The following is a 24036-nucleotide window of genomic DNA, read 5'->3' on the forward strand; positions in this document are numbered from 1 at the left end:
GCTATTTAGATGGCCCCGCGTGAATGCGGGGCGTGCATGAACAGACGCGCCGGGCGAACCGGGCGATAGAGAGCGCCAACGGCTGACGCCCCCAAGGGGGGGCGGTGCCAAGCGCTCCGTAAAAACAAGAGGAAGAAGTAGATGGGCTGGGGTAAGTGGAAGCGGGCTTTGCGGGGCGGGAAGGCGCGCGCGTTGGAATCGGCGCCGGAGCCTCGATCGCAATCGCTGCCGCTGATCAGCGTGTTGGAAGCCCGCATGATGTTCGACGGCGCGGTCGCCGCCACCGTCGCGGAGGCTCCAGCCGCCGACGCCGCCACCCCTGATGCCCCCAGCGGCGCGGCCGACCAGGCCGGTCATGACTACGCCCAGGCCGGCCCCGTGGCGGAAGCCACCGGCAACCGCAAGGAAGTCGTCTTCGTCGATGGCGCCGTGGACGACTACCAGTCGCTGGTGTCGGGCATGGACGAGAGCGTCGAGGTGGTTGTGCTCGACCGTGCCCGGGACGGCGTGGAGCAGATGGCCAAATGGGCCCAGGGCCGCTCGGGCTATGACGCGATCCATGTGATTTCCAATGGCAGCGAGGGGCGCACGAAGCTGGGCACGGCCGAGCTCGATGCCAAGTCGGTCGCCAACTACGCCCGCGCCCTGGGGCAGCTCGGCGCCGCGCTGACCGCCGATGGCGACATCCTGCTCTACGGCAGCGAAATCGGCCGCGATGCGCGGGGTGGTGAGCTGCTGGCCGGGATCGCCAACGCCACGGGCGCCGATGTGGCGGCCTCGAACGATGCCACGGGCGCCGCCGCCGCCGGCGGTAATGGTGCGCTGGAGATCCACTTCGGCAACGTGACCACCCCCTCGGCCATCCGCGCCGAGGACTGGGACGCTTTCGGTGGCCTGCTGACGGAGAGCGTTTCGCCGCTGGTGGACAGCGGAACCAGGAACGTCGAGTTCCAGGTGGGTGATTTCGATGGCGACGGCGATGTCGACATCCTGACCCAGGAAGGTGGCCCGGGAGCCGCCGTAGCCCTGTGGCGCAATGACGGCAGCGGCGGGTTCACCTACTCGCAAGCCATTGCCGACGGTGTGAGCGGGCTGAGCCTTGCCTCCGGCAGCGCTCGGGTGACCGACCTCGACAACGACGGCGACCTCGATTACCACCAGCAGAACGCCTTCGCCGGTAACGACCTGTATTTCGCCAACAACGGTGCGGGCGTTTTCACGGCCGCGACCCTGCCGTTCGCCGATAGCGGCACGCGCAACCCGGCCCATACCCAGGTCGGCGACTTCGACAACCAAGGTGGCGTCGACGTCCTCACCCAGGCGGGCGGCCAGGGCGCCGCAGTGACGCTGTGGACCAGCAATGGCAGCGGTGGCTTCAGCTCCTCGCTGGCCATTCCCGCCGGTGTGAGCGACCTGAACCTCAGCCTTTCCAGCGTCCGCGTCGCCGACTTCGACAACGATGGCGACCTCGACGTCTACCAGCCGGTTGCCGGCGACGACAACGACCTCTATTTCACCAACTTCGGCCACGGCATCTTCCTGGCGGGTACGCCACCGCTGGAGGACTCCGGCACGACCAACGTCGGCTTCATCCAGGTGGGGGACCTCGACAACGACGGTGATTCCGACATCCTCACCCAGGAGGACGGCGTGGACGCCGCCGTCACCCTGTGGAGCAACAATGGCAATGGCGCCTTCACCCCGTCGCAGGCGTTCGCGGCTGGCGTGGCCGGGCTGAACATCGCCTCTGGCAGCGCGCGGATTGCCGATTACGACGGTGATGGCGACCTCGACTACTACCAGCGTAACCCCGGTGCCGGCAACGACCTCTACCTGCGCAATGACGGCCAGCTCGACAAGGAGCTGGCGTCGGCCGAGCGCGGGAGTGCTGAGCAGGGGCCGCGAGGCTTGCAGGGAGCGCCTACGCTGGGGCAGCAATTGCAGGGTATGCACGAGGGCGAGCAGCGTCTGGTGCGGGACCTGGCCGAGGCATTCGGGCAGATCGGTGTCGATCTCCGGTAAGCGGGCGAGCACGCAGATTTCGATCTCAGCATGAAGGAGCAAGGACGTTCCATGACATTACCCCGTTGTTCCAGGCTCCCCCTGGCGTTCGAGCTGGCGCCGCTGCTGGCCGCCTTGGCGCGGGTGCCCGCCGATGCCTGGCGGCACCACTTCAATACCGGTTACTACGAGGGCGACTGGAGTGGCGTCGCCCTGATCACCCCGGATGACGCACTGCTGCCCCTGGCTCCCGGCCAGGGCGCACCGGTGCGCAGCGCCTGGTGGCAGGGCGAGCCTGCCTGGGGCGCGCTGCTGGCGTTGTTCCAGGCCCAGATACGCAGCGCCCGCCTGCTGCGCCTGGGATCGGGCTCGCGTATCCACGAGCACTGCGACCCGGACCTCGGCCTGCCGGACAGCGACCTGCGCCTGCATGTGCCGCTGCTGAGCCCGCCCGGCGTGGAGTTCCTCGTCGACGGCCTGCAGGTACCCATGGCGGCGGGCGAGTGCTGGTTCATCGACCTCGCCCGGCCCCATCGGGTGGACAACCCAAGCGCTGGCGAGCGCATCCACCTGGTGCTGGACTGCCAGCGCAACGACTGGCTGCTGGAGCGGGTGCAGCAGGGCCTGGCGGCGACCCCGGCCTTGCAGCCGGGGAGGGCGGGGCGGGACTTCGCCGCGTTTCGCGAGCGGGTGGCGCGGGACCCGGCGCTGGCCGCGCGGCTGCAGGCGCTTTCCGATGCGCGGGACTTCCTGCAGGAAACGGTGGCTCTGGGGGCGGAGCGGGGGCTGGAATTTTCCGAGGCGGAGGTGCGCAGCGCCATGCGCCAGGGCAAACAGGCATGGAACGATCAATGGCGCGTATGAATCCCGAAAACGATTTCAGCGGCTGGCTGCCCATCCGCGCCTGGCGGCGTGACGGCGAGTGGCGCCTGGACTGGTGCTGGTTCGGCGAAACCCGGCTGACCCGGCCATTCTTTCGCGATGACGTGGACCAGGCGCTGCGCCTGCCGTTCAACCAGGCGTTCCGCCGCGAGACGGACATCCAGGCTCTGCTGGATTGGCAGGGCGAGAGTCCCGGCGTTGCGCCTGGCGCTTTCATCTTCCACGCCTCCCGCTGCGGCTCCACCCTCATGGCGCAGATGCTGGCGGGCCTTGCGCGCAATATCGTGCTGTCCGAACCGCCGCCGCTGGACAACCTGCTGCGCGCGCATTTCCTCGACCCCTATGCCGCGCGGCTACAGAGCGGCTGGATCGAGGCGCTGCTATCGGCCTACGGCCAGCGCCGCTGCGGCACTGAAGAGCAGTTGCTGATCAAGCTGGACGCCTGGAACGTCTTCGAGGCGCCGCTGCTGGCCGGGCTCTTCCCGGACACGCCGCGCATCTTCCTCTATCGCGATCCGCTGGAGATCGTCGTATCCCAGTTGCGCCAGCCGGGCATGCAGCGGGTGCCGGGCATGCTCGGCCCATCGGCGCTGGACGAGCTTGTGCCGGGGGGCCTGGCCATGTCGCCACTGGAGTACAGCTGCCGAATGATCGGGGCGATCCTCCAGGGTGGCCTGGAGTTGTGCCAGCGTCATGGTGGCGTGCCGGTGAACTACAGCGAACTGCCAGGGGCCGTCTGGGGCCGACTGGCGCCGTTGCTCGGCGCGGAATCGGCCGATGAGGCCAGGCTGCACGAGATTGCCGCCTTCGATGCCAAGCAACCGGCCATGGCCTTCCAGGCCGATGGCCAGCGCAAGCGCGACGCCGCCACGGATGAGTTGCGCGAAGCCATCGTCCGCTGGGCTGCCGAGCCTTACCAACTGCTGGAACGACTACGCCTGGATGGCGCCGACAAGGCAGTTGTCAGAAAGTTCACTCATACTTAAGGACTAATCGTCGTAAAGTTTAAGTAAGTGCTGGCGATTGGCTTTCAGAATCGATTAGTCTCCCGCTGTTCGAGTCGCGTGATATCAAAACAACAGGTGCCGGCCTCCGAGGGATTCCGGCGCGCAAGGATGCCGACGCCGTGCCTAGTACCGAGCTCAACCTCCGTCCGATCGAGGGCGCCGACCAGGCGTTCCTGCGGGAGCTTTATGCAAGCTCCCGCGCCGACGAAATGGCGGCGGTGCCCTGGGATGACGCGACCAAGACTGCCTTCCTCACCCAGCAGTTCAACGCCCAGCACAGCTATTACCAGACGCATTATCACGATGCCGATTTCTCGGTGGTTTGCCACCGGAACGAGCCCATCGGGCGTCTGTATGTCTTTCGCGGCCCCTCCGTCCTCAACCTGATCGACGTTTCCCTGCTGCCTGAATGGCGTGGCCAGGGCATCGGTACGGGTTTCCTGCGCGCATTGGTCGATGAGGCGGACGCCGCCGCGAAGTCGATCCGTCTGTTCGTCGAACCCGGCAACCCGGCCAAACGACTTTACGAGCGCTTCGGCTTCACGGTGACCGGTTCCAATCACGTCTACCTGCAGATGCAGCGTGCGGCCACGCCCGCCCTGGCTGTGCCGGCATGAGCCAGATTCCTACGTTCGAGCAGTTCGAGCGCCAGCTTGGGCAACCCTGGACATTGCGTTGGGATGAGGGCGAAGGGCTTGCCATCACCCTGGTGGAAGTGGCCGAGGGAACCGCGATGAACGCCCGTTACCAGTGCTACGACGCTGTCTTCGCCCAACCCCCGGGAGTCCAGATGCCCCAGCACGTCTATCGGCTGTGCAGCCCGGAAGGGGATGAGTGGGACGTCATGCTCACCCCCATCGGCCCGGACCAAGAAGGCGACTGCCACCTGTTGCAGGCGCTGTTCCATGTGAAGCGGCCGAAGCCGGTCGGAACCCACCCTTAGGACAACTACAGTGCCGCGTGCGCGGCCTCATCAAGGAGAGAAAAGGCAATGAGTGATCCGTTTTTGGGTGAAATCCGCATGGTCGGCTTCAACTTTGCACCACGGGGCTGGGCCCTGTGCTGGGGACAGCAGATGGCTATTGCGCAGAACAGCGCCCTGTTCTCGCTGCTGGGCACCCTGTACGGCGGCAATGGCCAGGTGACCTTCGGTCTGCCGGACTATCGCGGCCGCAGCCCGGTGGGCATGGGGCAGGGGCCTGGCCTGAGCAATATCGATCAGGGCGAGGTCGCGGGTAGCGAGAGCATGACCCTGACCATCAACCAGATGCCGATGCATAACCATGCCATGGTCGCATCGGCTGTCACCGGCAGCGCGCAGGTTGCCGTACCTGCCAACTCCAGCTCGACCACTGCGGTGTCCGCTCCTTCAACGACTGCCGTACTGGGCCCAGTCACCGCTGCTGGTCGTGCGGGCACGCTGTACACCAACGATGCAGCCAACACCACCCTGGCACCCTTCACTGCCAGCGTGAACTGCTCGGCGCCCACCGTGACCTGCGGGGCTGCTGGCGGAAGCCAGCCCTTCGGTCTGCGCAACCCGTACCTCGGCACCAACTTCGTGATCGCGCTGGAAGGCATCTTCCCGTCGCGCAACTGACCCCGGCACGCCCCAGGCGGATAACCGGAGTCGCAACCGTATAGGGGGAGGGCGAAGCTCGCCTTCCCTCGTTGAAAAAGCAGTAGGAGGTGTTCCATGTGGCGGAAGAAGACTGCTCGTGAGCAAGTGGCCGGCCAGCCGGCTCGTTCGGCGCTGGCCTTGGCGCTTGAAGCCCGAATGATGTTCGACGGCGCAGTCGCCGCTACCGCAGTCGAAGCGGCGGATGCCACGCCCGCTGCCGACTCCTCCGCTGACCAGGCTGGCCAGGCGGATGCCACTGGCCACGACAGCGCAACCGATAACCTGGCCGCGACCCCGTCGGGCACCGCCGACAATCGCCAGGAAGTGGTCTTCGTCGACGCTAACGTCAAGGATTACCAGCAACTCATCAGCGGCCTGAAACCGGGCACCGAAGTGGTGGTGCTGGATGCCAACAAGGACGGTCTGCAGCAGATCGCCGACTACCTCGATGGTCGCAGTGGGGTCGATGCCATCCACATCCTCAGCCATGGCGATGTGGGCAAGATCCAGTTGGGTAAAGACTGGCTGGACAGTGGCGATCTGGCCGCTCGCAGCGAGGTACTCGATGCCATTGGCCAATCTCTCGACAAGGATGGCGACATCCTGCTGTACGGCTGCGAGGTTGGCGCCAACGGGGAAGGGCAGTCCTTCGTCGATGGCCTGGCCAATGCAACGGGCGCCGATGTTGCAGCATCGAACGATGCGACCGGGGCGGCCAGCAGAGGCGGTGATTGGGCCCTGGAGGTTAAGCGGGGCGCCGTTGAAACCGTCTCTCTGGATATGCCTTCCTATGCGGGGCTGTTAGCGACGCCAGTGGACCAGAATTTCGACGGTGTGACGCTGGGCAATAAGGGTTCCGGTTCCGTTGTCATCGGCGATCTCACCTACTTCAACAACGATGCTGGCTGGCAGATCGCAGTTGTAAACGACGGTGACATCGCCGCTGGTACGGACCGAGCACTGGGCCTCCGAAGCACCGGGGCAGGTACATCGACTCAGGTGGGCTTCAAAACCACCGACAGTAGCGAGTTCCAGCTCAATGGTTTCGACATCAGCAGTGGGCTTGGCTTGACTACGAACTTCACCATCAAGGGGTATCGCGATGGCGTGGAAGTAGCCAGTACCAACTACGACGTCAGCGGTGTTTATTTCGGCAACTTCAATGTGACTGGCAACACGGCCTGGCAGTACATCGACGAGGTGAGGATCACTGGAGCCGACCTGGATGTCGATATCGATAATATTGACTTCAGCGAAGGAGTTCCGCCCGATGCACCACCCACCGTCGGCAATCTGAACGGCGACAGCGTAGCCTGGGCGGGCGTCGGCAGCACCGTAACCCTCGACTCTGGTGGCAACGCCACACTCGCAGACGCCGAATTGGACGCGCTCAATAGCGGCAATGGCGATTGGCTGGGCGCAAGCCTCACCGTAAAACGCCCTGGCACAGCCGTGAGCTCCGATATCTTCGGCTTCAACACCTCGGGTGCGCAGTTCACCGTCAGTGGCAACAACCTGCAATCTAGCGGCAGCACTTTCGCCACCTTCACCAACACCGGCGGTGTGCTGACGATCACCTTCACCAGCAGCGGCACCACGGCCACCACGGCACTGGTCAACGATGTGGCGCGGCATATCACCTACCGCAGTGATACGCCGGCCGGTGACGCCACCATCCAGTACGCCCTGAATGATGGCACTTCCACCACCACGGCGAACGTCACCGTCACCAGCGACACCATCTACGTCACCAACACCACGGACACCGCCACCGTCGACGTCAGCAACGGTGTGAGCTTCAGCGAGGCAGTGGCCATCGCGGCTGCCGATGCAACCGGCAGTCAGACGCTGGTCCTCTCCAATGCCTTCGCCACCAACGTGAACCTGGCCGGGAGTCTCTCCATCAACGAGAGCCTGACCATAAATGCCGATTCGGCCTCGGGCATGACCATCAGTGGCGGCAACACCATCACCCTGGGTGGCGGCACCACGCTGGACTTCACCAATTCCACCGGCACCGTCACCATCGCCGCCACGCTGGGCGGCAGCGGTTCACTGAGCAAGGCTGGCGGCGGTACGTTGTACCTGTCGAGTGTCAGCAACGAGGCCAACATGTCGGGCGGAATCACCGTCACCGGCGGCACTTTGCAGGTGAGTAGTGACGACCAACTGTCCTCCGGCACGCTGACGCTCAACGGCGGCACGCTGACCAACTTCTCCACCGCGATGACCATCGACAACGCCATCGTGCTGGGCGCCTCGGGCGGCACTTTCACCATTGGTGGGGGCAGCGGCGCCACCTCGGTCGTGCTGTCCGGGACGGTCTCGGGCAGCGGTACCCTGACCAAGAACGGCCAGGCCATCCTGGAACTGAGCGGGAACAACACCTACACTGGTGCCACCAATGTCACGGCTGGCACCCTGATCGCCAGCCACGCCAATGCACTCGGTACTACCGCCGGCTCCACCACGGTCGCCAGCGGCGCCACCGTTCGCCTTGGCGGCGGGCTCACGGTAGCCGAGTCGTTCAACATCGCCGGCAGCGGCAATACGGTGTCCGCCGCCAACTACGGCGCTCTGCACCTCGGCAGCGGCAGCACCACCGTAAGCGGCACGGTGACGCTGACCGGCGCTGCCGACATCAGCGCAGCCTCCGGCAGCACGCTGACCATCAGCGGTGCCATGAGCGGCGCTTTCGCGCTGAACAAGACCGACGCCGGCACGCTTGTCCTGTCCAACAGCGGCAACGAGGCCGGGCTCACCGCCGGCACCACCATCACCGCCGGCACGCTGTCGATCGCCAACGACGACTACCTGAGTTCCGGCACGATCACGCTGAACGGCGGCACCCTGGCCATCACCGGGGCCACCAACATCGATAATGTGATCGCGCTGGCCGCAGCCTCGTCCATCAGCAATAGCGCAAATGCCACGCTGAGTGGCGCGCTCCAAGGCAGTGGCAGCCTGACCAAGACCGGTGCCTCCACTCTGACCCTTAGCGGCAGCAATACCCACAGCGGTGCCGTCAGCCTTACCGCTGGCGGCCTGACCCTGAGTGGCGGCTCGGCAATCGGTAACACCAGCGCGGTGACGATGTCGGCCGGTACCGTGCTGACCATCTCCACCGCCGAGACCATCGGCTCGCTGGCAGGTACCGGCAGCGTGGTACTCAACGCCGCGCTGACCACCGGCGGCGACAACACCAGTACCACCTATTCCGGCGTCATCTCGGGCACTTCCGGCCTTACCAAGGCGGGCAGCGGCACGCTGACGCTGACCGGCAACAACACCTACACCGGCGCTACCAACGTGTCGGCGGGGGGACTGACAGTCAACCGCATCGGCGGCGCGCTGGACGACAACACCTCGGTGACGGTGGCGGCCGGCGCGAACCTGACCGTCGCGGCCGACGAGACCATCGACGCCTTGTCCGGCGCCGGTACCGTGGCCCTCGGGACCTCGGCGCTTACGATCGGGATCAACGGCACCAGCAGCACCTTCTCCGGCGCGATCACGGGTTCCGGCGCCTTGGCGCTGGATGGCGGCGGCACCTTCACGCTGACCGGCAGCAACAGCGGACAGAGCTGGGGCATGCAGGTATTGAGCGGCGGCACGGTGGCGATCGCTGGCGACGCCAATCTGGGCAGCGGAACCGTGCAGCTGAACGACGGCACACTGTCGGTCACCAGCACTGGGACCATCGACAACGCCATCACGCTGGGCGCAAGCTCCGGCCGCGTCGCAGTGGATTCCGGCCTGGCCGTCAGCTTGAGCGGCGCGATCGGCGGCGCCGGCGCCCTGACCAAGACCGGTAGCGGCGCCCTGACACTCTCGGGCAGCAACAACTACTCGGGCACCACCACCGTTTTGGCCGGCACCCTGGCGGTCAACGGCAGCACCGCCAGCGCCACCACCGTTGCCAGTGGAGGCACGCTGGCCGGTACCGGCACCCTGGGTGGCAATGTCACGGTCAATAGCGGCGGTTTGCTGTCCCCGGGCAATGCCGGTGCGGGCAGCCTGACGATCAACGGCAACCTGCAGATGAATGCGGGCAGCGTCCTGGCCGTCGAGATCGATGGCACCACGGCCGGTACCCAGTACGACCAGGTGGTGGTCAATGGTGCCGTGAACGTTTCCGGCGCCATCCTGTCCGCTACCCATGGCTACGCGTCCGGGCTCGGCGACGTCTACACCATTATCTCCAACGATGCCAGTGACGCCGTCACCGGCAGCTTCAGCGGCCTGGCCGAAGGCGGCACCCTGACTGCCGGTGGCAACAGCACCGTGCTGACCGCCAGCTACATCGCGGGCACCGGAAATGATTTCACGCTGACGGCGCCGACCAACACCCCACCTGTCGTTGGCAACCTCAATGGCGATAGCACCGCCTATACCGCCGGCAGCACGGTGGTGCTGGATGCAAGCGGCAACGCTGTGATCAGCGACGCCGAAGACGACCTCGTCAACTGGAACGGCGGCAGCCTGGTCATCCAGCGCTATACCAACGGGGTCGCCGATCCTAGCGCCAACGACCTGTTCGGTTTCGACCAGAGCACCTCCGCTTTCAGCGTCAGCGGCACCCCCTTCAGCGGCGACCTGCAGTTCGCCGGCCTGACCTTCGCCACCTACAGCTACAGCGGTGGTGTGCTGACCATCAACTTCACCGGTAGCAGCCTCCCGGCGTCCACCGCCCTGGTGCAGGATGTTGTACGCCACATCAGCTACCGCAACGACACGCCCTACGGCGACGCGAACATGCGCCTCGCGCTGACCGACAGCATGGGGGGCACCTCCAACAGCGACGTGACGCTCACCTGCGACACCATCTACGTCGACCAGAGCAACGACGATGCCGGCGGTGACGCGGCCGACGGCTTCAGCCTGCGCGAAGCCCTGGCCCGCGGCGCGGCCCAGGGCGGCGCCGATACGATCCGCGTGGTCCTGGCCGATAACAGCACCATCACCCTCGGCAGCGGCGTCACCGGTGGCGCCGGCGATACGCTCGATCTGGATGGCGCCAACGGCCTTACCGTCACTGGCAGCACCCTTACCCTGGGTAGCGGGTTCACCGTCAACAACGGCTCTGCCGACACCGCCACCATCGCCAGCACGCTGGCCGGCAGTGGCACGCTGACCAAGACCGGCGCCGGTACGCTGGCCTTGAACAGCACCGGCAACGAAGCCGCCTTCTCGGGAGCCATCGCCATCAACGGCGGCACACTGGCGACCGGCAGCGACGATGCGCTCGGCAGCGGTGCGCTGCAGTTCGATGGCGGCACCCTGAGCGTTACCAGCGGCGGCGTCACGGTCGACAACGCCATGGCCTTCGGCGTCGGTGGCGGCACTCTCCACGCTGACGTCAACTGGACCGCCTCGGGCGTGTTCTCCGGCGGCGGCACGCTGAGCAAGACCGGCATCTTCGGTACCCTGACCCTGACCGGCACCAGCCAGCACACCGGCGTCACTACGTTGGGCGAGGGCATCCTGGCGGTCGGCAGCGACAGCAACCTCGGCAGCGGCCTGGTGAGCGTCTACGGCGGCACCTTCTCGGTGAACACCACCGGCCAGACCATCGACAACGCGTTCGACATCACCAGCCGCTCGGGCGCCATCGAACTGGGCTTCGGTATCACGGCCACGCTGTCGGGCCAGATCACCGGCACGGGCGATTTCTTCAAGAGCGGCTCCGGCACCCTCCATCTGACCAACACCAACAACAGCCTGAGCAGCTGGACCTTCGGCCAGATCAACGGCACGACGGTGGTCACCTCGGCCGACCAGATCGGCGGCGGTATCCTCAAGCTCGCCGGCGGTACCCTGGCTATCAACTCTAGCGGCAGCTTCACCCTCAACCGCACGACCCAGGTGATCAGCACGGTCGCCATCGACGCGACCGGCAGCGGCACAGGCGCGGTGATCAGCCTTGGCGGCGCGACGAGCGGCAGTGGCGCGTTCAGCCTCAACGCCGGCGACAGCCAGATCTACCTGAGCAACGCCAGCGGCCTGACCGGCGATCTCACCCTGTCCTCGAGCGGCAGCAGCGGCCTGGTGGCCGCAATCGGCAGCGGTACCCTGGGCAGCGGCCAGATCAACCTGACGGCGGGTTCCACCTTCGGCATTGCCGGCAGCAGCCGTACCTTCACCAACAACATCGTGTTGCTGGGCGATGCCACGATCCGCACCGGATCACCAACTACCGGCGCCGACACCATCACTTTCACCGGGGTCATCAGCGAAGTCGGTGGCCCGCGCAACCTGACGGTGAACGCCTATACGGTCGGTGGCAACCATACCGACGTGGTGCTGGCCGGCAACAACACCTACACCGGCTCCACCGTGCTGAACAGCGGCATCCTGCAGGTGGCCAGCGACGCTAACCTGGGCAGCGGCGACATCGTCCTCGCTGGCGGCACACTGGCTATCAGCGGCGCCACTACCATCGACAACGACGTGAGCGTGACGGCTGGCGGGACCATCCGGACCGATGCGTCGGCCACCCTGTCCGGCGTGATTTCCGGCGGCGCCACGCTGATCAAGAGCGGCAGCGGGACCCTGACCCTGACCGGTGCCGAGACCCACACCGGCGCCACCACCGTCTCCGCCGGCACCCTGGTGGTCGATGGCAGCACGGCCAGCGCCACCACCGTGGCCAACGGCGCTACCCTGGCCGGTACCGGTAGCCTGGGCGCAGTGACGGTGCAGAGCGGCGGTACGCTCGCCCCGGGCGGCAACGCGACGGGCATCCTCACCATCGATGGCCCCCTTACCATGGCTGCCGGCAGCACCCTGGCGCTGCAGATCAATGGCACGACCGCGGGCTCGGACTACGACCAGGTCGTGGTGAACGGCACGGTGGACGTGAGCGCTGCCACTCTGGCCGTCACCCACGGCTACACGGCGGCGGAAGGCGACGCCTACACGGTCATCAGCAATGACCTCGTCGACGGCGTGACTGGAACCTTCGGCGGCCTCGCGGAGGGCGCCACCCTGGCCGCCGCCGGCAACGGCACCTCGCTGATCGGCAGTTACATCGGCGGCACCGGCAACGACATCACCCTGACGGTACCCGTCCTGCCAAGGGTGACCGGCGTGACATCCAGTAACGCCAATGGCCAGTACGGTATCGGCGATGTCATCACCATCACCGTGACCTTCGACGACAACGTCCTCGTGACCGGCACGCCTCAACTGCTGTTGGAGACCGGCGCCACCGACCGGACCCTCAACTACGTTTCCGGTTCGGGCAGCAACACCCTGACCTTCAGCTACACGGTGCAGGCGGGTGATGTTGCGGCCGACCTCGACTATGCCTCCGCCACGGCGCTGACCCTCAACGGCGGCAGCATCAAGGGTGCTGCCAGCCAGGACGCCGTCCTCACCCTGGCCGCCCCTGGCGCCGCGGGTTCCCTGGGGGCCAACAAGGCCCTGGTGGTCGATGGCGTGCGGCCGACCGCCAGCATCGCGATCAGCGACAGCAGCCTGAAGGTCGGCGAGACCGCCACGGTGACCATTACCTTCGACGAGGCGGTGAGCGGCCTGGATATCGGCGACTTCAGCGTGGCCAACGGCACCCTGAGCAACCTCAGCAGCAGCGACGGTGGCATCACCTGGACCGCGACCCTGACCCCCACCGCCAATAGCGAGAGCAGCGGCAACCAGGTCACCCTGGACGCCACTGGCTATACCGACGCAGCGGGCAACACCGGGGCGAACAACACCGCCTCTGGCGCCTACGCCATCGACACCCAGCGCCCGACCGCCACTATTTCGGTTGCGGACACGGCACTGGCGGCAGGTGAGACCAGCACCGTCACCATCACCTTCAGCGAGGCGGTCAGCGGCCTGACTACCGCGGACTTCAGCGTGGCCAACGGCACCCTGAGCAACCTCAGCAGCAGCGATGGCGGTATCACCTGGACGGCCACCCTGACGCCGACGGCGGGTACTACCAGCACCGGCAACCTGATCACCCTGGACAACACCGGCGTGCAGGACGCGGCGGGCAACAGCGGGGCGAACACCACCACCTCCAACGCCTACGCCATCGACACCGCCCGCCCGACCGCCACCATCACGGTCGCGGACAACGCACTGGCGCTCGGGGAGACCAGCACCGTCACCATTACCTTCAGCGAAGCGGTGAACGGCCTGGATATCGCCGACTTCACAGTGCAGAACGGTGTGCTCAGCAACCTCAACTCCAGCGACGGTGGCATCACCTGGACAGCGACCCTGACGCCGATCGCAAGCGTGACCGCCTCCGCCAACCTGATCACCCTGGGCGGCAACGGTTACACCGATGCGGCCGGCAATACCGGGGCGAACACCACGACCTCCAACAGCTACGCCATCGATACCCAGCGTCCGACCGCCACTATCGTGGTTGCCGATCCGACCCTGTCCATTGGCGAGACCAGCACCGTCACCATCACCTTCAGCGAGGCGGTGAGTGGCCTGGACCTGGCCGACTTCTCCGTGGACGGCGGCGTGCTGAGCAACCTCGCTTCGACCGATGGCGGCCTCACCTGGACGGCAACCCTGACGCCGACGGCGGGCATCACCGACGCCACCAACGTCATCGTGCTGAACAACGCAGGCGTGACCGACCAGGCAGGCAATACCGGCACCGGCATCACGGGCTCCAACGCCTACGCCATCGACACCCAGCGCCCGACCGCCACCATCACGGTATCGGACACCGCGCTGGCGGCGGGTGAGACCAGCACGGTCACCATCACCTTCAGCGAAGCGGTCAGCGGCCTGACCACCGCGGACTTCACCGTGGCCAACGGCACCCTGAGCAACCTCAGCAGCAGCGACGGTGGCATCACCTGGACGGCCACCCTGACGCCGACGGCGGGTACTACCAGCACCGGCAACCTGATCACGCTGGACAACACCGGCGTGCAGGACGCGGCGGGCAACAGCGGGGCGAACACCACCACCTCCAACGCCTACGCCATCGACACCCAGCGTCCGAACGCCACCATCACGGTCGCAGATCCGGCCCTGTCCATTGGCGAGACCAGCACCGTCACCATCCGTTTCAGCGAGGCGGTGAGCGGCCTGGGCCTGGCCGACTTCAGCGTGGAGAACGGGGTACTGAGCAACCTCGTCTCCACGGACGGCGGCCTCACCTGGACGGCAACCCTGACGCCGACGGCGGGCATCCGCGATGCCAGCAATGTCATCACCCTGAACAACGCGGGCTATGTCGACCAGGCCGGCAACACCGGTACCGGCAACACCGCGTCCAACGCCTACGCCATCGACACCCAGCGCCCGACGGTTTCCAGCGTCAGCGTCCCGGCGGGCATGCACTACAACGCCGGCGACACCCTCACCTTCGTGGTCAACGCCAGCGAAGTGGTACTGGTCAATGGCAGTCCGCGCCTGGCCCTGGATATCGGCGGCACCACGGTGTTCGCCGACTACCTGGCCGGCTCCGGCACCAACACCCTGGTGTTCCAGTACACCGTGCGTGCAGGTGACAACGACGCCAACGGCATCGCCGTCAGCGGCCTGGTGACCAACGGCGGCAGCGTGCGGGATGCGGCCGGCAACGACCTGAACCTGGCCCTGAACAACGTCGGCAACACCCGTGGCGTGATCGTCGACACGATCGCACCCGGCGCCAGCGCCACCGTCACACCGCTGCCCACACCCGGCAGCGTGCAGTACACCGTGACCTTCGACGAGAACGTCAGCGGCGTCGACCTGGGCGACTTCAACCTGGTCACCACCGGCAACGTCGTCGGCACGCTGCAATCGCTGGTGCGGGTGGATGCCCGCACCTACATCGTCACCGTGAGCAACGTCGCCGGTGCCGGCACCCTGACCCTGGGCCTGAACGCCACCGGCACCCAGATCACCGATGCAGCCGGCAACCCGCAGGTCTCGGCGCTGTCCGCACAGAGCTACAGCGTGCAGCAGAACGATGGTGATCCGGAGTTCCGGACCACCACGCCAGTGATCCTGCCGCCGGAACCCACGGTACCAGTGGACAACGTGCAGCCGAATACGCCGCCGCCGCCCTTCACCTCGCCGCTGATTCCGCCGCCGCTGTTCGAGCAGCCGACGCTGGGCAGTGGTATCCCCACCCTGGGCAATATCTTCATCAACCAGGGGGCGCTGGCGCCCAGCTTCATCGCCCAGGTATTCGCCAGCAGCGATGGCTTTGGCGACGGCAGCGGTGCGGGCTTCCTCGGCTTCGGCGGGGGCGATGCCAACGTCTTCGGCAGCAGCAGCTTCTCCAGCCTGTTCAGCAAGGATGTGCCGCAGGAGTCCGGTGATATCCAGTTGCAATGGCGCGGGGGCGCGGGTGCTGGCCAAGGGGGGCAAGGCATCTTCGGCGCGCCGACGCTGGGGCAGCAGTTGCAGGACATCAAGAACAACGAACAGCGTCAGGTTCGGGAACTGGCCATGGCGCTCGGGCAGGTCGGCGTCGATCGCCCACAGGCCTGATAGCAGAACAACGAATTAGAAATTCAAATGAGCCGTGTCTAGGGGGCGGCCCAAGGATGAGCAAAGCAGCGAAGTTTTTCACCATCAGTATGCTGGCGCTGGCGGTCACCGGTTGTGCGGTGACCAGCGAACCGATCGACCGCAGCGTCAGCGAGCAGCGTGCACGCCAGGATCTGCAAAGCATGTTCAAGGACCAGGAGCCCCTCAGCGGGCCCCTGACCCTGCACGAGGCCATGGCCCGTGCGGTGAAGTACAACCTGGAGGCGCGCCTCAAGGTGATGGAGGAAGCCCTGGCCAAGCGCCAGGTCGACCTGGCCAGCTTCGACATGCTGCCGCGCATGGCGATGGAAGCCGGCTATGCCGGGCGCAACAACGTCAGCGCCTCCAGCAGCCAGAGCGTGCTGACCAACACCCAGTCCCTGGAACCGTCCACCTCCCAGGACCGCGACCGTGACGTCGCCGACCTGACCATGGTGTGGAACGTGCTCGATTTCGGCGTCAGCTACGTCAGCGCCAAGCAGCAGGCCGACCAGCGCCTGATCGTCCAGGAGCGCCGCCGCAAGGTGGTCCACACCATCATCCAGGACGTGCGTTCGGCCTACTGGCGTGCCGTGGCCGCCGAGCGCCTGCTCAAGCAGATCGACAGCCTGATGGCCCGCGTCGACGAAGCGCGCGGCAGCAGCCAGCGCATGAGTTCGGAGCGCATCGGTGACCCGGTGCAAGCCCTGAGCTACCAGCGTGCCCTGATCGAGGCCACTCGCCAGCTGGAAGAACAGCGCCGCGCGCTGTCCCTGGCCAAGACCGAGCTGGCCGCGCTGGTCAACCTGCCGCTGAACGCCGACTTCACCCTGGCCGCCGAAGACGGCTACCAGATGCCCGAGCTCAAGGTGGACTTCAGCCGTCTGGAAGAAGAGGCCCTGGCCAGCCGTCCGGAACTGCGCGAGCAGGACTACCAGGCGCGCATCAGCGCCGCCGAAACCCGCAAGGCCATGCTGCGCTTGCTGCCGGGCCTGGAGTTCTCCGCTGGTGGTCACTACGACAGCAACAGCTTCCTGGTGAACCAGAGCTGGGCCGACTACGGCGTGAAGGTGACCTGGAACCTGTTCAACGCGATCTCCGCGCCGGCGGCCATAGACGTCGCCAAGGCTGGCGAGTCCGTCGCCGCGGCCCGTCGCCAGGCCATGTCCATGGCCGTGCTGGCGCAGCTCTATGTGGCCAACGCGAACTACCACGAGGCCCAGCGCCAGTTCCAGACCAACCAGGAACTGGCCAGGCTCGACGACCAGATCGCCGAGCAGCTGCGCAACCGCTACAAGACCCAGAGCATCGGCGAGCTGGACCTGATCCAGGGCGAGCTGAACACCCTGCAGGCACAGCTCAAGCGCGACCTGTCCTATGCCGAACTGCGCAACGCCTACGCCCAGCTGTTCGTCAGCGCCGGCGTGGACCCGCTGCCGAAATCGCTGCCGGACGACCGCGTGGCGACCATCGCCAGCGCGCTGCAAAGCAACGAATCGCGCTGGGCCTCCGGCGATATCGGCGCGGTGAAGTAAGGGGAGGGCGGGCCTGCGGCCCGCTTGGCGAATGAATTCGCCCCCACAGGTGCACGCGAGGTTGTAGCCCGGATGCAATCCGGGAGCGAAGGTTGGCATCTCCCCGGATTTCATCCGGGCTACGGATTGCTCCCTCTCCCAGTGGGAGAGGGTTGGGGTGAGGGTGGTTTCGGGCGGGTTCGGTGCCCGCCCGTTTCGCGAATGAATTCGCTCCTACAGGGATATTCGTACGCGTCGACCTGCGCGACTAGTGCGCGTGCTCCTCGCTGTGGCCATGCCCCTCATCCTCCGCCACCTCGGCGCCGTGCCCGTGGGCCGGGGTTTCGCCGCCGCCGTGCTGGTGCCCCTCGCTGCTGGCCACCAGTTGGCGATAGCCGTCCGCGTCCAGTTGCGGCAGTTGCTGGAGAAAGGCCACCAGGCCCCAGATGTGCTCGTCGCCCATGCTCTTGCCCCAGGCCGGCATGCCGGTGGCCTTGATGCCGTGCCTGATCACCCAGAAGGCCGCTGCCGGGTCACCGTCCACGCCTTGCCGGCTCAGGTTCGGAGGGGCGGGGTAGAGGGCCTGGCTGAGCTCGGTGGCGGCCATGCCCGGCGCCAGGTGGCAGCCCGCGCACATGGCGGCGTAGTTGCCGGCGCCCGCGCGGATCAGCTCGGCATCCTGCAGCGGCGGAACCTGGATATCCCGCGAGCGCAGTGCGATGGAACGGTCCCGCGCGGCGGCGAGGAAGGCATGCACCAGGGTGTAGTGCGGATCGTCGGCGGCGACGTTGACCACGCCGCTGTAGACCACGCCGCCCACGCCGGCGGCCACCAACAGGCCGGCGAGAGCCAGCGTCTTTATTGTTCTTTTCATGTTTGGGGTCTCAGAACCAGAGGCGGATACCGGCGACGAAGCGGGCTTCGTCGTTGTCCTCGCCTTCTTCGCGGGCGAAGTCGGCGGTGTTGCCGTAATTGCGGTTCCAGTTCACGCCGATGTAGGGCGCGAACTGTGGCACCACTTCATAGCGCAGGCGCAGGCCCAGTTCGGTGTTGGCCAGCCCTGAGCCGGTGCCACGAGCTTCGTCGTTGCGGCCGTAGAGGTTGACCTCGGCCATGGGCTGGAGGATCAGTCGGTTGGTCAGCAGGATGTCGTACTCGCCTTCCAGGCGCAGGGCGCTCTGGCCGGCCTCGCCGAGGTAGGCGGTGACCTTGGTTTCCAGGCCATACAACGGCATGCCCTGCACGCCCAGCGCGGCCCAGGTCTGCGGTGATCCGGGCTTGAAGTCCTGGCGCACGCCGCCCAGCACTTCCCACCAGGGGCTGATGGCGCGGCCGTAGAAGCCCTGCACTTCGGCTTCCTCGGTGTGGCCGTTGGCCCGTTCACCTTCCGAACGGAACCAGAAACGGTTGAGGTCGCCGCCGATCCAGCCGGAAGCGTCCCAGCTCAACACGCTGGCGTCGTCGGCGTTCTGGTACTCCAGCTGGTCCAGCAGGAAGAAGCTGTTGATGCCGCCGGTGTGCATGGCATGGGGCGGCAGGTCCGGGAAGGCCGCCGCCCGGTCGGCGTCGCTGGGCATCGGGATGGGGGGGCGGCTGCCCTGGCCGGCGGACTGGGATGACGGCTGCTTGCCGTGGCCCATGGCACCGTGATCCATCTGGCTGTGATCCATCTGCTGATGGTTCATGGCGCCATGGTCCATCTGCCCATGGTCCATCGCCCCGTGATCCATGGTCTCGGCCGCCTGCGCGCTGCCGGCCGTGGCGAGGGCCATGGCCAGGGCGAGCAGGGCGGGGCGCTTGCGGCTATCGGTCATCTTGGTTGTCCGCCTTGGGCCTGGCGTTCTGGTCCTGGTGCATGGCGCCGTGGTCCATCTTGCCGTGGTCCATGCCCTGCATCTTGCTGTGATCCATGTTCTGCATCTGGCTGTGGTCCATCTGCCCGTGATCCATCTGGCCATGGTCCATCTTGCGGGCTGCGTCCGGCCGGGCCTGCTCGTGGCCAGCGTGGTCGTTCTCGCCGGCCCAGGCGGCGGGGGCCAGCAGGGTGAAGGCCAGCGCGGCGGCGGTGAGGGTCTGCATCGTTCTGTTCATCGGTCTCTCCTTATTCGTCCACGCGGACTTCACGGAACATGCCCATGTCCATGTGGAACAGCAGGTGGCAGTGGTAGGCCCAACGGCCCAGGGCGTCGGCGGTGACGCGATAGCTGCGGCGGGTGCCGGGTGGCATGTCGATGGTGTGCTTGCGCACCAGGAAGTTGCCCGCCTCGTCCTCCAGGTCGCTCCACATGCCGTGGAGGTGGATGGGGTGCGTCATCATGGTGTCGTTGACCAGGGTGATGCGCAGGCGCTCGCCATAGGTCAGGCGCAATGGCTCTGCATCGGCGAAGGGAATGCCGTCGAAGGACCAGGAGAAGCGCTCCATGTGTCCGGTCAGGTGCAGTTCGAGGGTGCGAGACGGTTCGCGGCCATCGGGGTCGGCGAAGGTGCTGCGCAGGTCGGCGTAGGTCAGCACGCGGCGGCCGTTGTCGTGCAGGCCGATGCCCGGATCGGCCAGCTTCGGCGCCGGCGTCATGGTCTGCATGTCCACCAGCGGGTTGTTGGTTTCCGAGGCGGGGTGGGACTGCATCTGGGTGCCGCCCTGGCCGTGGTCCATGCCGGCCATCTGGCTGTGGTCCATGCCCGCCATGCTGGAGTGATCCATGCCTGCCATCTGGCTTTGGTCCATGCCCGCCATGCCTGAGTGATCCATCCCGCCCATCTGGCCATGATCCATGCCCATGTCGGCCATGCTGATCAGCGGGCGTGGGTCCGGTTCCGGCACCGGGGCGCTGAGGCCTTCGCGCAGGGCCAGGGTGCCGCGGGCGTAGCCGGAGCGGTCCATGGACTGGGCGAAGAGGGTGTAGGCGTCGGCGCCCGCCGGTTCCACCAGCACGTCATAGGTTTCGGCCACGGCGATGCGGAATTCATCGACGCTAACCGGCTCCACCGGCTGGCCGTCGGCGGCGATCACCGTCATCTTCAGGCCGGGGATGCGCACGTCGAAGTAGGTCATGGCCGAGCCGTTGATGAAGCGCAGGCGGATCTTCTCGCCCGACTGGAACAACCCGGTCCAGTTGCCGTCCGGCGCCTGGCCGTTGAGCAGGTAGGTGTAGGTGGCGCCGCTCACGTCCGCGAGGTCGGTGGGACTCATCTTCATTTCTGCCCACATCCTGCGGTCGGCCAGGGTGGCGCTCCAGCCTTTCTCGCTGACGTCGTCGATGAAGTCGCCGACGGTGCGCTTGTGCTGGTTGTAGTAATCCGACTGCTTCTTCAGCTTGGCCATGACCCGCGCGGGGTCTTCGTCGGTCCAGTCGCTCAGCATCACCACGTAGTCGCGCTGGTACTGGTAGGGCTCCGGCTCCTTCGGGTCGATGACGATGGGGCCGTACACACCCACCTGCTCCTGCATGCCCGAATGGCTGTGGTACCAGTAGGTGCCGTGCTGGTTCACCTTGAAGCGGTATTCGTACAGGCCGTCCGGGGCGATTCCGGCGAAGCTCAGGCCCGGCACGCCGTCCATGTTGGCCGGCAGGATCATGCCGTGCCAGTGGATGGAGGTCTCTTCGTCCAGGCGGTTGCGGACGCGCAAGGTCACGGTGTCGCCCTCGCGCCAGCGCAGCAACGGACCGGGAACCGTGCCGTTGATGGTCTTGGCGACGCGCGCCTTGCCGGTGAGGTTCACTGGCGTCTTGCCAATGAAAAGGTCGAACTCGGTGCCGCTGAGCACGGTCGGCTGGCCCGGGCTGGTCACCGCCCACACGGGGGTTTTCCACAGCCCGAGGCCACCGAACAGGCCGCTGGCGGCCAGGCCCTTGACGAAGGTCCGCCGCGAGGTTTTGCACTGCATGCCGTTTCAGTCCAGTCAGTCGAAGGAAACTGTCACGCAGCCTCATGCCACGTGATCTGGATACGGAAATTGCCATATCGGGCGAAGGCAGGTGATTACATTTCTGTCAGCTTTGCCGCGCCGGAGTTCAGCCGCTGGGCTATCGTTTCCCAACGGCAGTGGTAGGGCGCATGCCTTTGCCTGTCTCAAGGAAAGTCACCATTCATGCGGGAGTCGCACCATGCCCATCCGCAACCCAGCCTGTGTACTGCTCACGGCCTTGCTGGCCTGCAGTGCCACGCCCCTGCTGGCCGCCAACGACGCCGGCATTTCCGCCGCCAGCGACGACGCGCCCACTGCCGGAGTGTCCGCCGCGCCTGACACTGCTCCGCCGCCCCAGCCAGCCGCTCAGCCAGCCGCCACCCAGGCGGTGTTCAAGATTGAAGAGCTCGACCAGATGATGGCCCCCATCGCCCTCTACCCGGACTCCCTGTTGGCCCAGGTGCTGATGGCCGCCACCTACCCGGGCAACGTGGCCGACGCGGTGGTCTGGTCCAAGGCCCACCCGGACGCCAAGGGCGACGATGCGGTGAAACAGGTCGCCGACCAGGCCTGGGACCCCAGCGTGCAATCCCTGGTGGCCTTTCCCCAGGTGCTGGCCACCCTTGGCCAGGACCCGGCCTGGGTACAACGGGTGGGGGACGCCTTCCTCGCCCAGCCGAACGATGTGATGGACTCCGTCCAGCGCTTGCGCCGCCAGGCCCAGGCGGCCGGCAACCTGGAGTCCAACGAGCAGCAGAAGGTCACCGTGCAGGAGGCGCCGCCGCCCAGTTCCACCACTACCGTGGTGCAGCCGGCGGCCACCCAGACCATCGTCATCGAGCCCACCAACCCGCAGGTGGTCTACGTGCCCAGCTACAACCCCACGGTGGTCTACGGCAGCTGGTCCTACCCGTCCTATCCGCCGCCTTACTACCCGCCACCACCCAGCTATGGCTATCCGATCGCCACGGGTCTCGCCACCGGCCTGGCCTTCGGTGTCGGCGTGGGTATCGTCAACTCCCTCTGGGGCGACTGCGACTGGGGTGGCGGCGATGTCGACATCGACGTCAATCGCTACAACAACATCAACAGCAACCGGCAGATCAACCGCAACCAGAACAAGTTCGTCCACAACCCCATCAACCGCCAGGGCGTGCCCTACCGCGACAACATCAACCGTCAGCAGAACGGCCTGCGCCTCAATGGTGGCGCGAACCGCGAGAACCTGCGTGGTTACGACGCCCAGCGCACCGCCGAGCGCCAAAAGGCCCGCCAGAGTCTGCAGCAGCGCGGTATAGAAGCCCCCGCGCGTACCAACCAGCAGGCCCGCGAGCGAGCCCAGGCCGCCACCCGGGACCTGCGCAACGAACCACAGGCCCGCCAGCGCGCCGACGGCGCCCTGCAGAACCGCCAGGCCACCGGCAACCGGCAGCAGCGGCCCCGTGTGAACAACCAGCAAGTGCGCCAGCAGGCCCGCCAGCAGCACTCGGCCGTCAATCGCCAGGGTGCGCGCAACAACGCCTTCGCTGGTGCGCGGCAACCGTCCCAGACCCGCGCGGCCGCCAACCGTGGCCAGATCAGCCGGGCTTCCGCCTCGCGTCCGCACCAGTCGGCCGCCGGCCGCCAGGTATCACGCCCCGCCCATGCGCCGTCCCGTGGTGGCGGCGGTCGTCGGCGCTGAACAGGAGACAGCACATGACTCGCGCATATCGCACTCTCATCCTGCTGTTGCTGGTCGGCTGCGCCGCGCTCGCCGGCGCCAACGAACGCTTCAAGACCCCGGAGGCCGCCGCCGAGGCCTTCGTCGCCGCACTGGGCACGGAGAAGGCCGATGCCAACCGCCTGGCGGCGCTGCTGGGTGCCAACTGGCAGGAGTACATCCCCACCAAGGGCATCGAGCGCAAGGACGTCGACGCCTTCCTCGCCCACTACCGCGAGAAGCACAGCATCGACAGCCAGAAGGGCCGCGCGCACCTGGTGGTCGGCAACGATCCCTGGACCCTGCCCATTCCCATGGTGCAGGCCAAGGACGGCTGGGCCTTCGACGCCAAGGCGGCCGGCGCGGAAATCCGCCTGCGCCGGATCGGCCGCAACGAGCTCTCGGCCATCGAGGCCGCCGAGGCCTACCACGATGCGCAGATGGACTACGCCGAGGTCGACCGCAATGGCGACGGCGTGCTCGAGTACGCGCAGAAGTTCATCAGCACCGACGGCAAGCACGACGGCCTCTACTGGGCCGACGAGGACGGCACCGACGAGAGTCCCCTGGGCCCGCTGTTCGGCGGCCAGACCAAGGGTGACGACTGGCACGGCTACCACTTCCGCATCCTCACTTCCCAGGGCCCGTCGGCCCCCGGCGGTGCCTACGACTACAAGCTGGGGCAGGCCATGAGCCGGGGCTTCGCCCTGGTGGCCTGGCCGGCGCAGTACGGGGATAGCGGGGTGATGAGCTTCATGATCAGCCACGAAGGCCAGATCTTCCAGAAGGACCTGGGGCCCGACAGCGAGAAGCTCGCCAAGGCCATGAAGACCTTCGACCCGGACAGCAGCTGGGAGGAAGTGAAGACGCCGGACGAGTCCTGAGGCTGGAGAGTCCGCAGACTCAGGAACGAAAAAGCCGCA

Annotated in this window: 13 protein-coding genes and 2 pseudogenes; 11 read left to right on the plus strand and 4 right to left on the minus strand. The window is 66.6% G+C overall.

The window, feature by feature from the left end:
• The first annotated feature begins 255 nt into the window (after nucleotides 1–255).
• The 9 genes and pseudogenes from PCA10_RS08290 to PCA10_RS08325 all read left to right on the plus strand — a co-directional run bounded on the left by PCA10_RS08290 (nucleotide 256) and on the right by PCA10_RS08325 (nucleotide 17528).
• On the plus strand, nucleotides 256–2022 hold the full coding sequence (locus PCA10_RS08290; RefSeq protein WP_158491039.1) for a DUF4347 domain-containing protein: 1767 nt from the start codon (nucleotides 256–258) through the stop codon (nucleotides 2020–2022).
• Between the two features lie 51 nt (nucleotides 2023–2073).
• Nucleotides 2074–2865: an aspartyl/asparaginyl beta-hydroxylase domain-containing protein gene (locus PCA10_RS08295; RefSeq protein ID WP_016491608.1), complete on the plus strand. Its 792-nt coding sequence runs from the start codon at nucleotides 2074–2076 to the stop codon at nucleotides 2863–2865.
• A complete protein-coding gene (locus PCA10_RS08300) occupies nucleotides 2853–3869 on the plus strand; it encodes a sulfotransferase family protein (protein WP_016491609.1) in 1017 nt (338 codons plus the stop codon). The genes PCA10_RS08295 and PCA10_RS08300 overlap by 13 nt, the downstream gene beginning before the upstream one ends.
• Nucleotides 3870–4009: 140 nt before the next feature.
• The gene (locus PCA10_RS08305) at nucleotides 4010–4507 is read left to right on the plus strand and encodes a GNAT family N-acetyltransferase (RefSeq protein WP_016491610.1); all 498 of its coding nucleotides are present in this window, start codon (nucleotides 4010–4012) and stop codon (nucleotides 4505–4507) included.
• Nucleotides 4504–4833, plus strand: a complete 330-nt coding sequence (locus tag PCA10_RS08310; protein WP_016491611.1) for a DUF6916 family protein — start codon at nucleotides 4504–4506, stop codon at nucleotides 4831–4833. Before PCA10_RS08305 ends, PCA10_RS08310 begins: the two co-directional genes overlap by 4 nt.
• 48 nt (nucleotides 4834–4881) lie before the next feature.
• Nucleotides 4882–5490 (plus strand): phage tail protein, encoded by a 609-nt coding sequence (locus PCA10_RS08315; protein WP_016491612.1) that lies wholly within the window; start codon nucleotides 4882–4884, stop codon nucleotides 5488–5490.
• 180 nt (nucleotides 5491–5670) lie between these two features.
• Nucleotides 5671–10725: pseudogene (locus tag PCA10_RS31340) on the plus strand (DUF4347 domain-containing protein); the annotation flags it as partial.
• A 615-nt stretch (nucleotides 10726–11340) separates the two neighbouring features.
• Nucleotides 11341–14883 (plus strand): annotated as a pseudogene (locus PCA10_RS31345) (beta strand repeat-containing protein); the annotation flags it as partial.
• A gap of 1148 nt (nucleotides 14884–16031) precedes the next feature.
• Complete coding sequence (locus tag PCA10_RS08325; RefSeq protein ID WP_016491614.1) at nucleotides 16032–17528, plus strand: TolC family protein; 1497 nt, start codon at nucleotides 16032–16034, stop codon at nucleotides 17526–17528.
• 247 nt (nucleotides 17529–17775) lie between these two features.
• Here the strand turns inward: PCA10_RS08325 and PCA10_RS08330 are convergent, their stop codons facing one another.
• From PCA10_RS08330 to PCA10_RS08345, 4 genes are read right to left on the minus strand one after another with little or no spacing between them, the layout of a single operon-like run.
• Nucleotides 17776–18381 carry a c-type cytochrome gene (locus PCA10_RS08330; RefSeq protein WP_016491615.1) on the minus strand — a complete coding sequence of 202 codons (606 nt, stop codon included), beginning with the start codon at nucleotides 18379–18381 and terminating at the stop codon, nucleotides 17776–17778.
• 10 nt (nucleotides 18382–18391) lie between these two features.
• Complete coding sequence (locus PCA10_RS08335; protein ID WP_016491616.1) at nucleotides 18392–19321, minus strand: copper resistance protein B; 930 nt, start codon at nucleotides 19319–19321, stop codon at nucleotides 18392–18394.
• Complete coding sequence (locus tag PCA10_RS31105) at nucleotides 19311–19598, minus strand: hypothetical protein (RefSeq protein WP_016491617.1); 288 nt, start codon at nucleotides 19596–19598, stop codon at nucleotides 19311–19313. The genes PCA10_RS08335 and PCA10_RS31105 overlap by 11 nt, the downstream gene beginning before the upstream one ends.
• Before the next feature lie 10 nt (nucleotides 19599–19608).
• On the minus strand, nucleotides 19609–21393 hold the full coding sequence (locus PCA10_RS08345) for a copper resistance system multicopper oxidase (RefSeq protein ID WP_016491618.1): 1785 nt from the start codon (nucleotides 21391–21393) through the stop codon (nucleotides 19609–19611).
• A gap of 220 nt (nucleotides 21394–21613) precedes the next feature.
• Between PCA10_RS08345 and PCA10_RS08350 the strand changes: the two genes are divergently transcribed.
• A complete protein-coding gene (locus tag PCA10_RS08350; protein WP_016491619.1) occupies nucleotides 21614–23095 on the plus strand; it encodes a DUF3300 domain-containing protein in 1482 nt (493 codons plus the stop codon).
• Between the two features lie 14 nt (nucleotides 23096–23109).
• Nucleotides 23110–23997 (plus strand): DUF2950 domain-containing protein, encoded by an 888-nt coding sequence (locus PCA10_RS08355; protein WP_016491620.1) that lies wholly within the window; start codon nucleotides 23110–23112, stop codon nucleotides 23995–23997.
• Nucleotides 23998–24036 lie beyond the last annotated feature (39 nt).

The organism is Pseudomonas resinovorans NBRC 106553, from assembly GCF_000412695.1.
Classification (GTDB): Bacteria; Pseudomonadota; Gammaproteobacteria; order Pseudomonadales; family Pseudomonadaceae; genus Metapseudomonas; species Metapseudomonas resinovorans_A.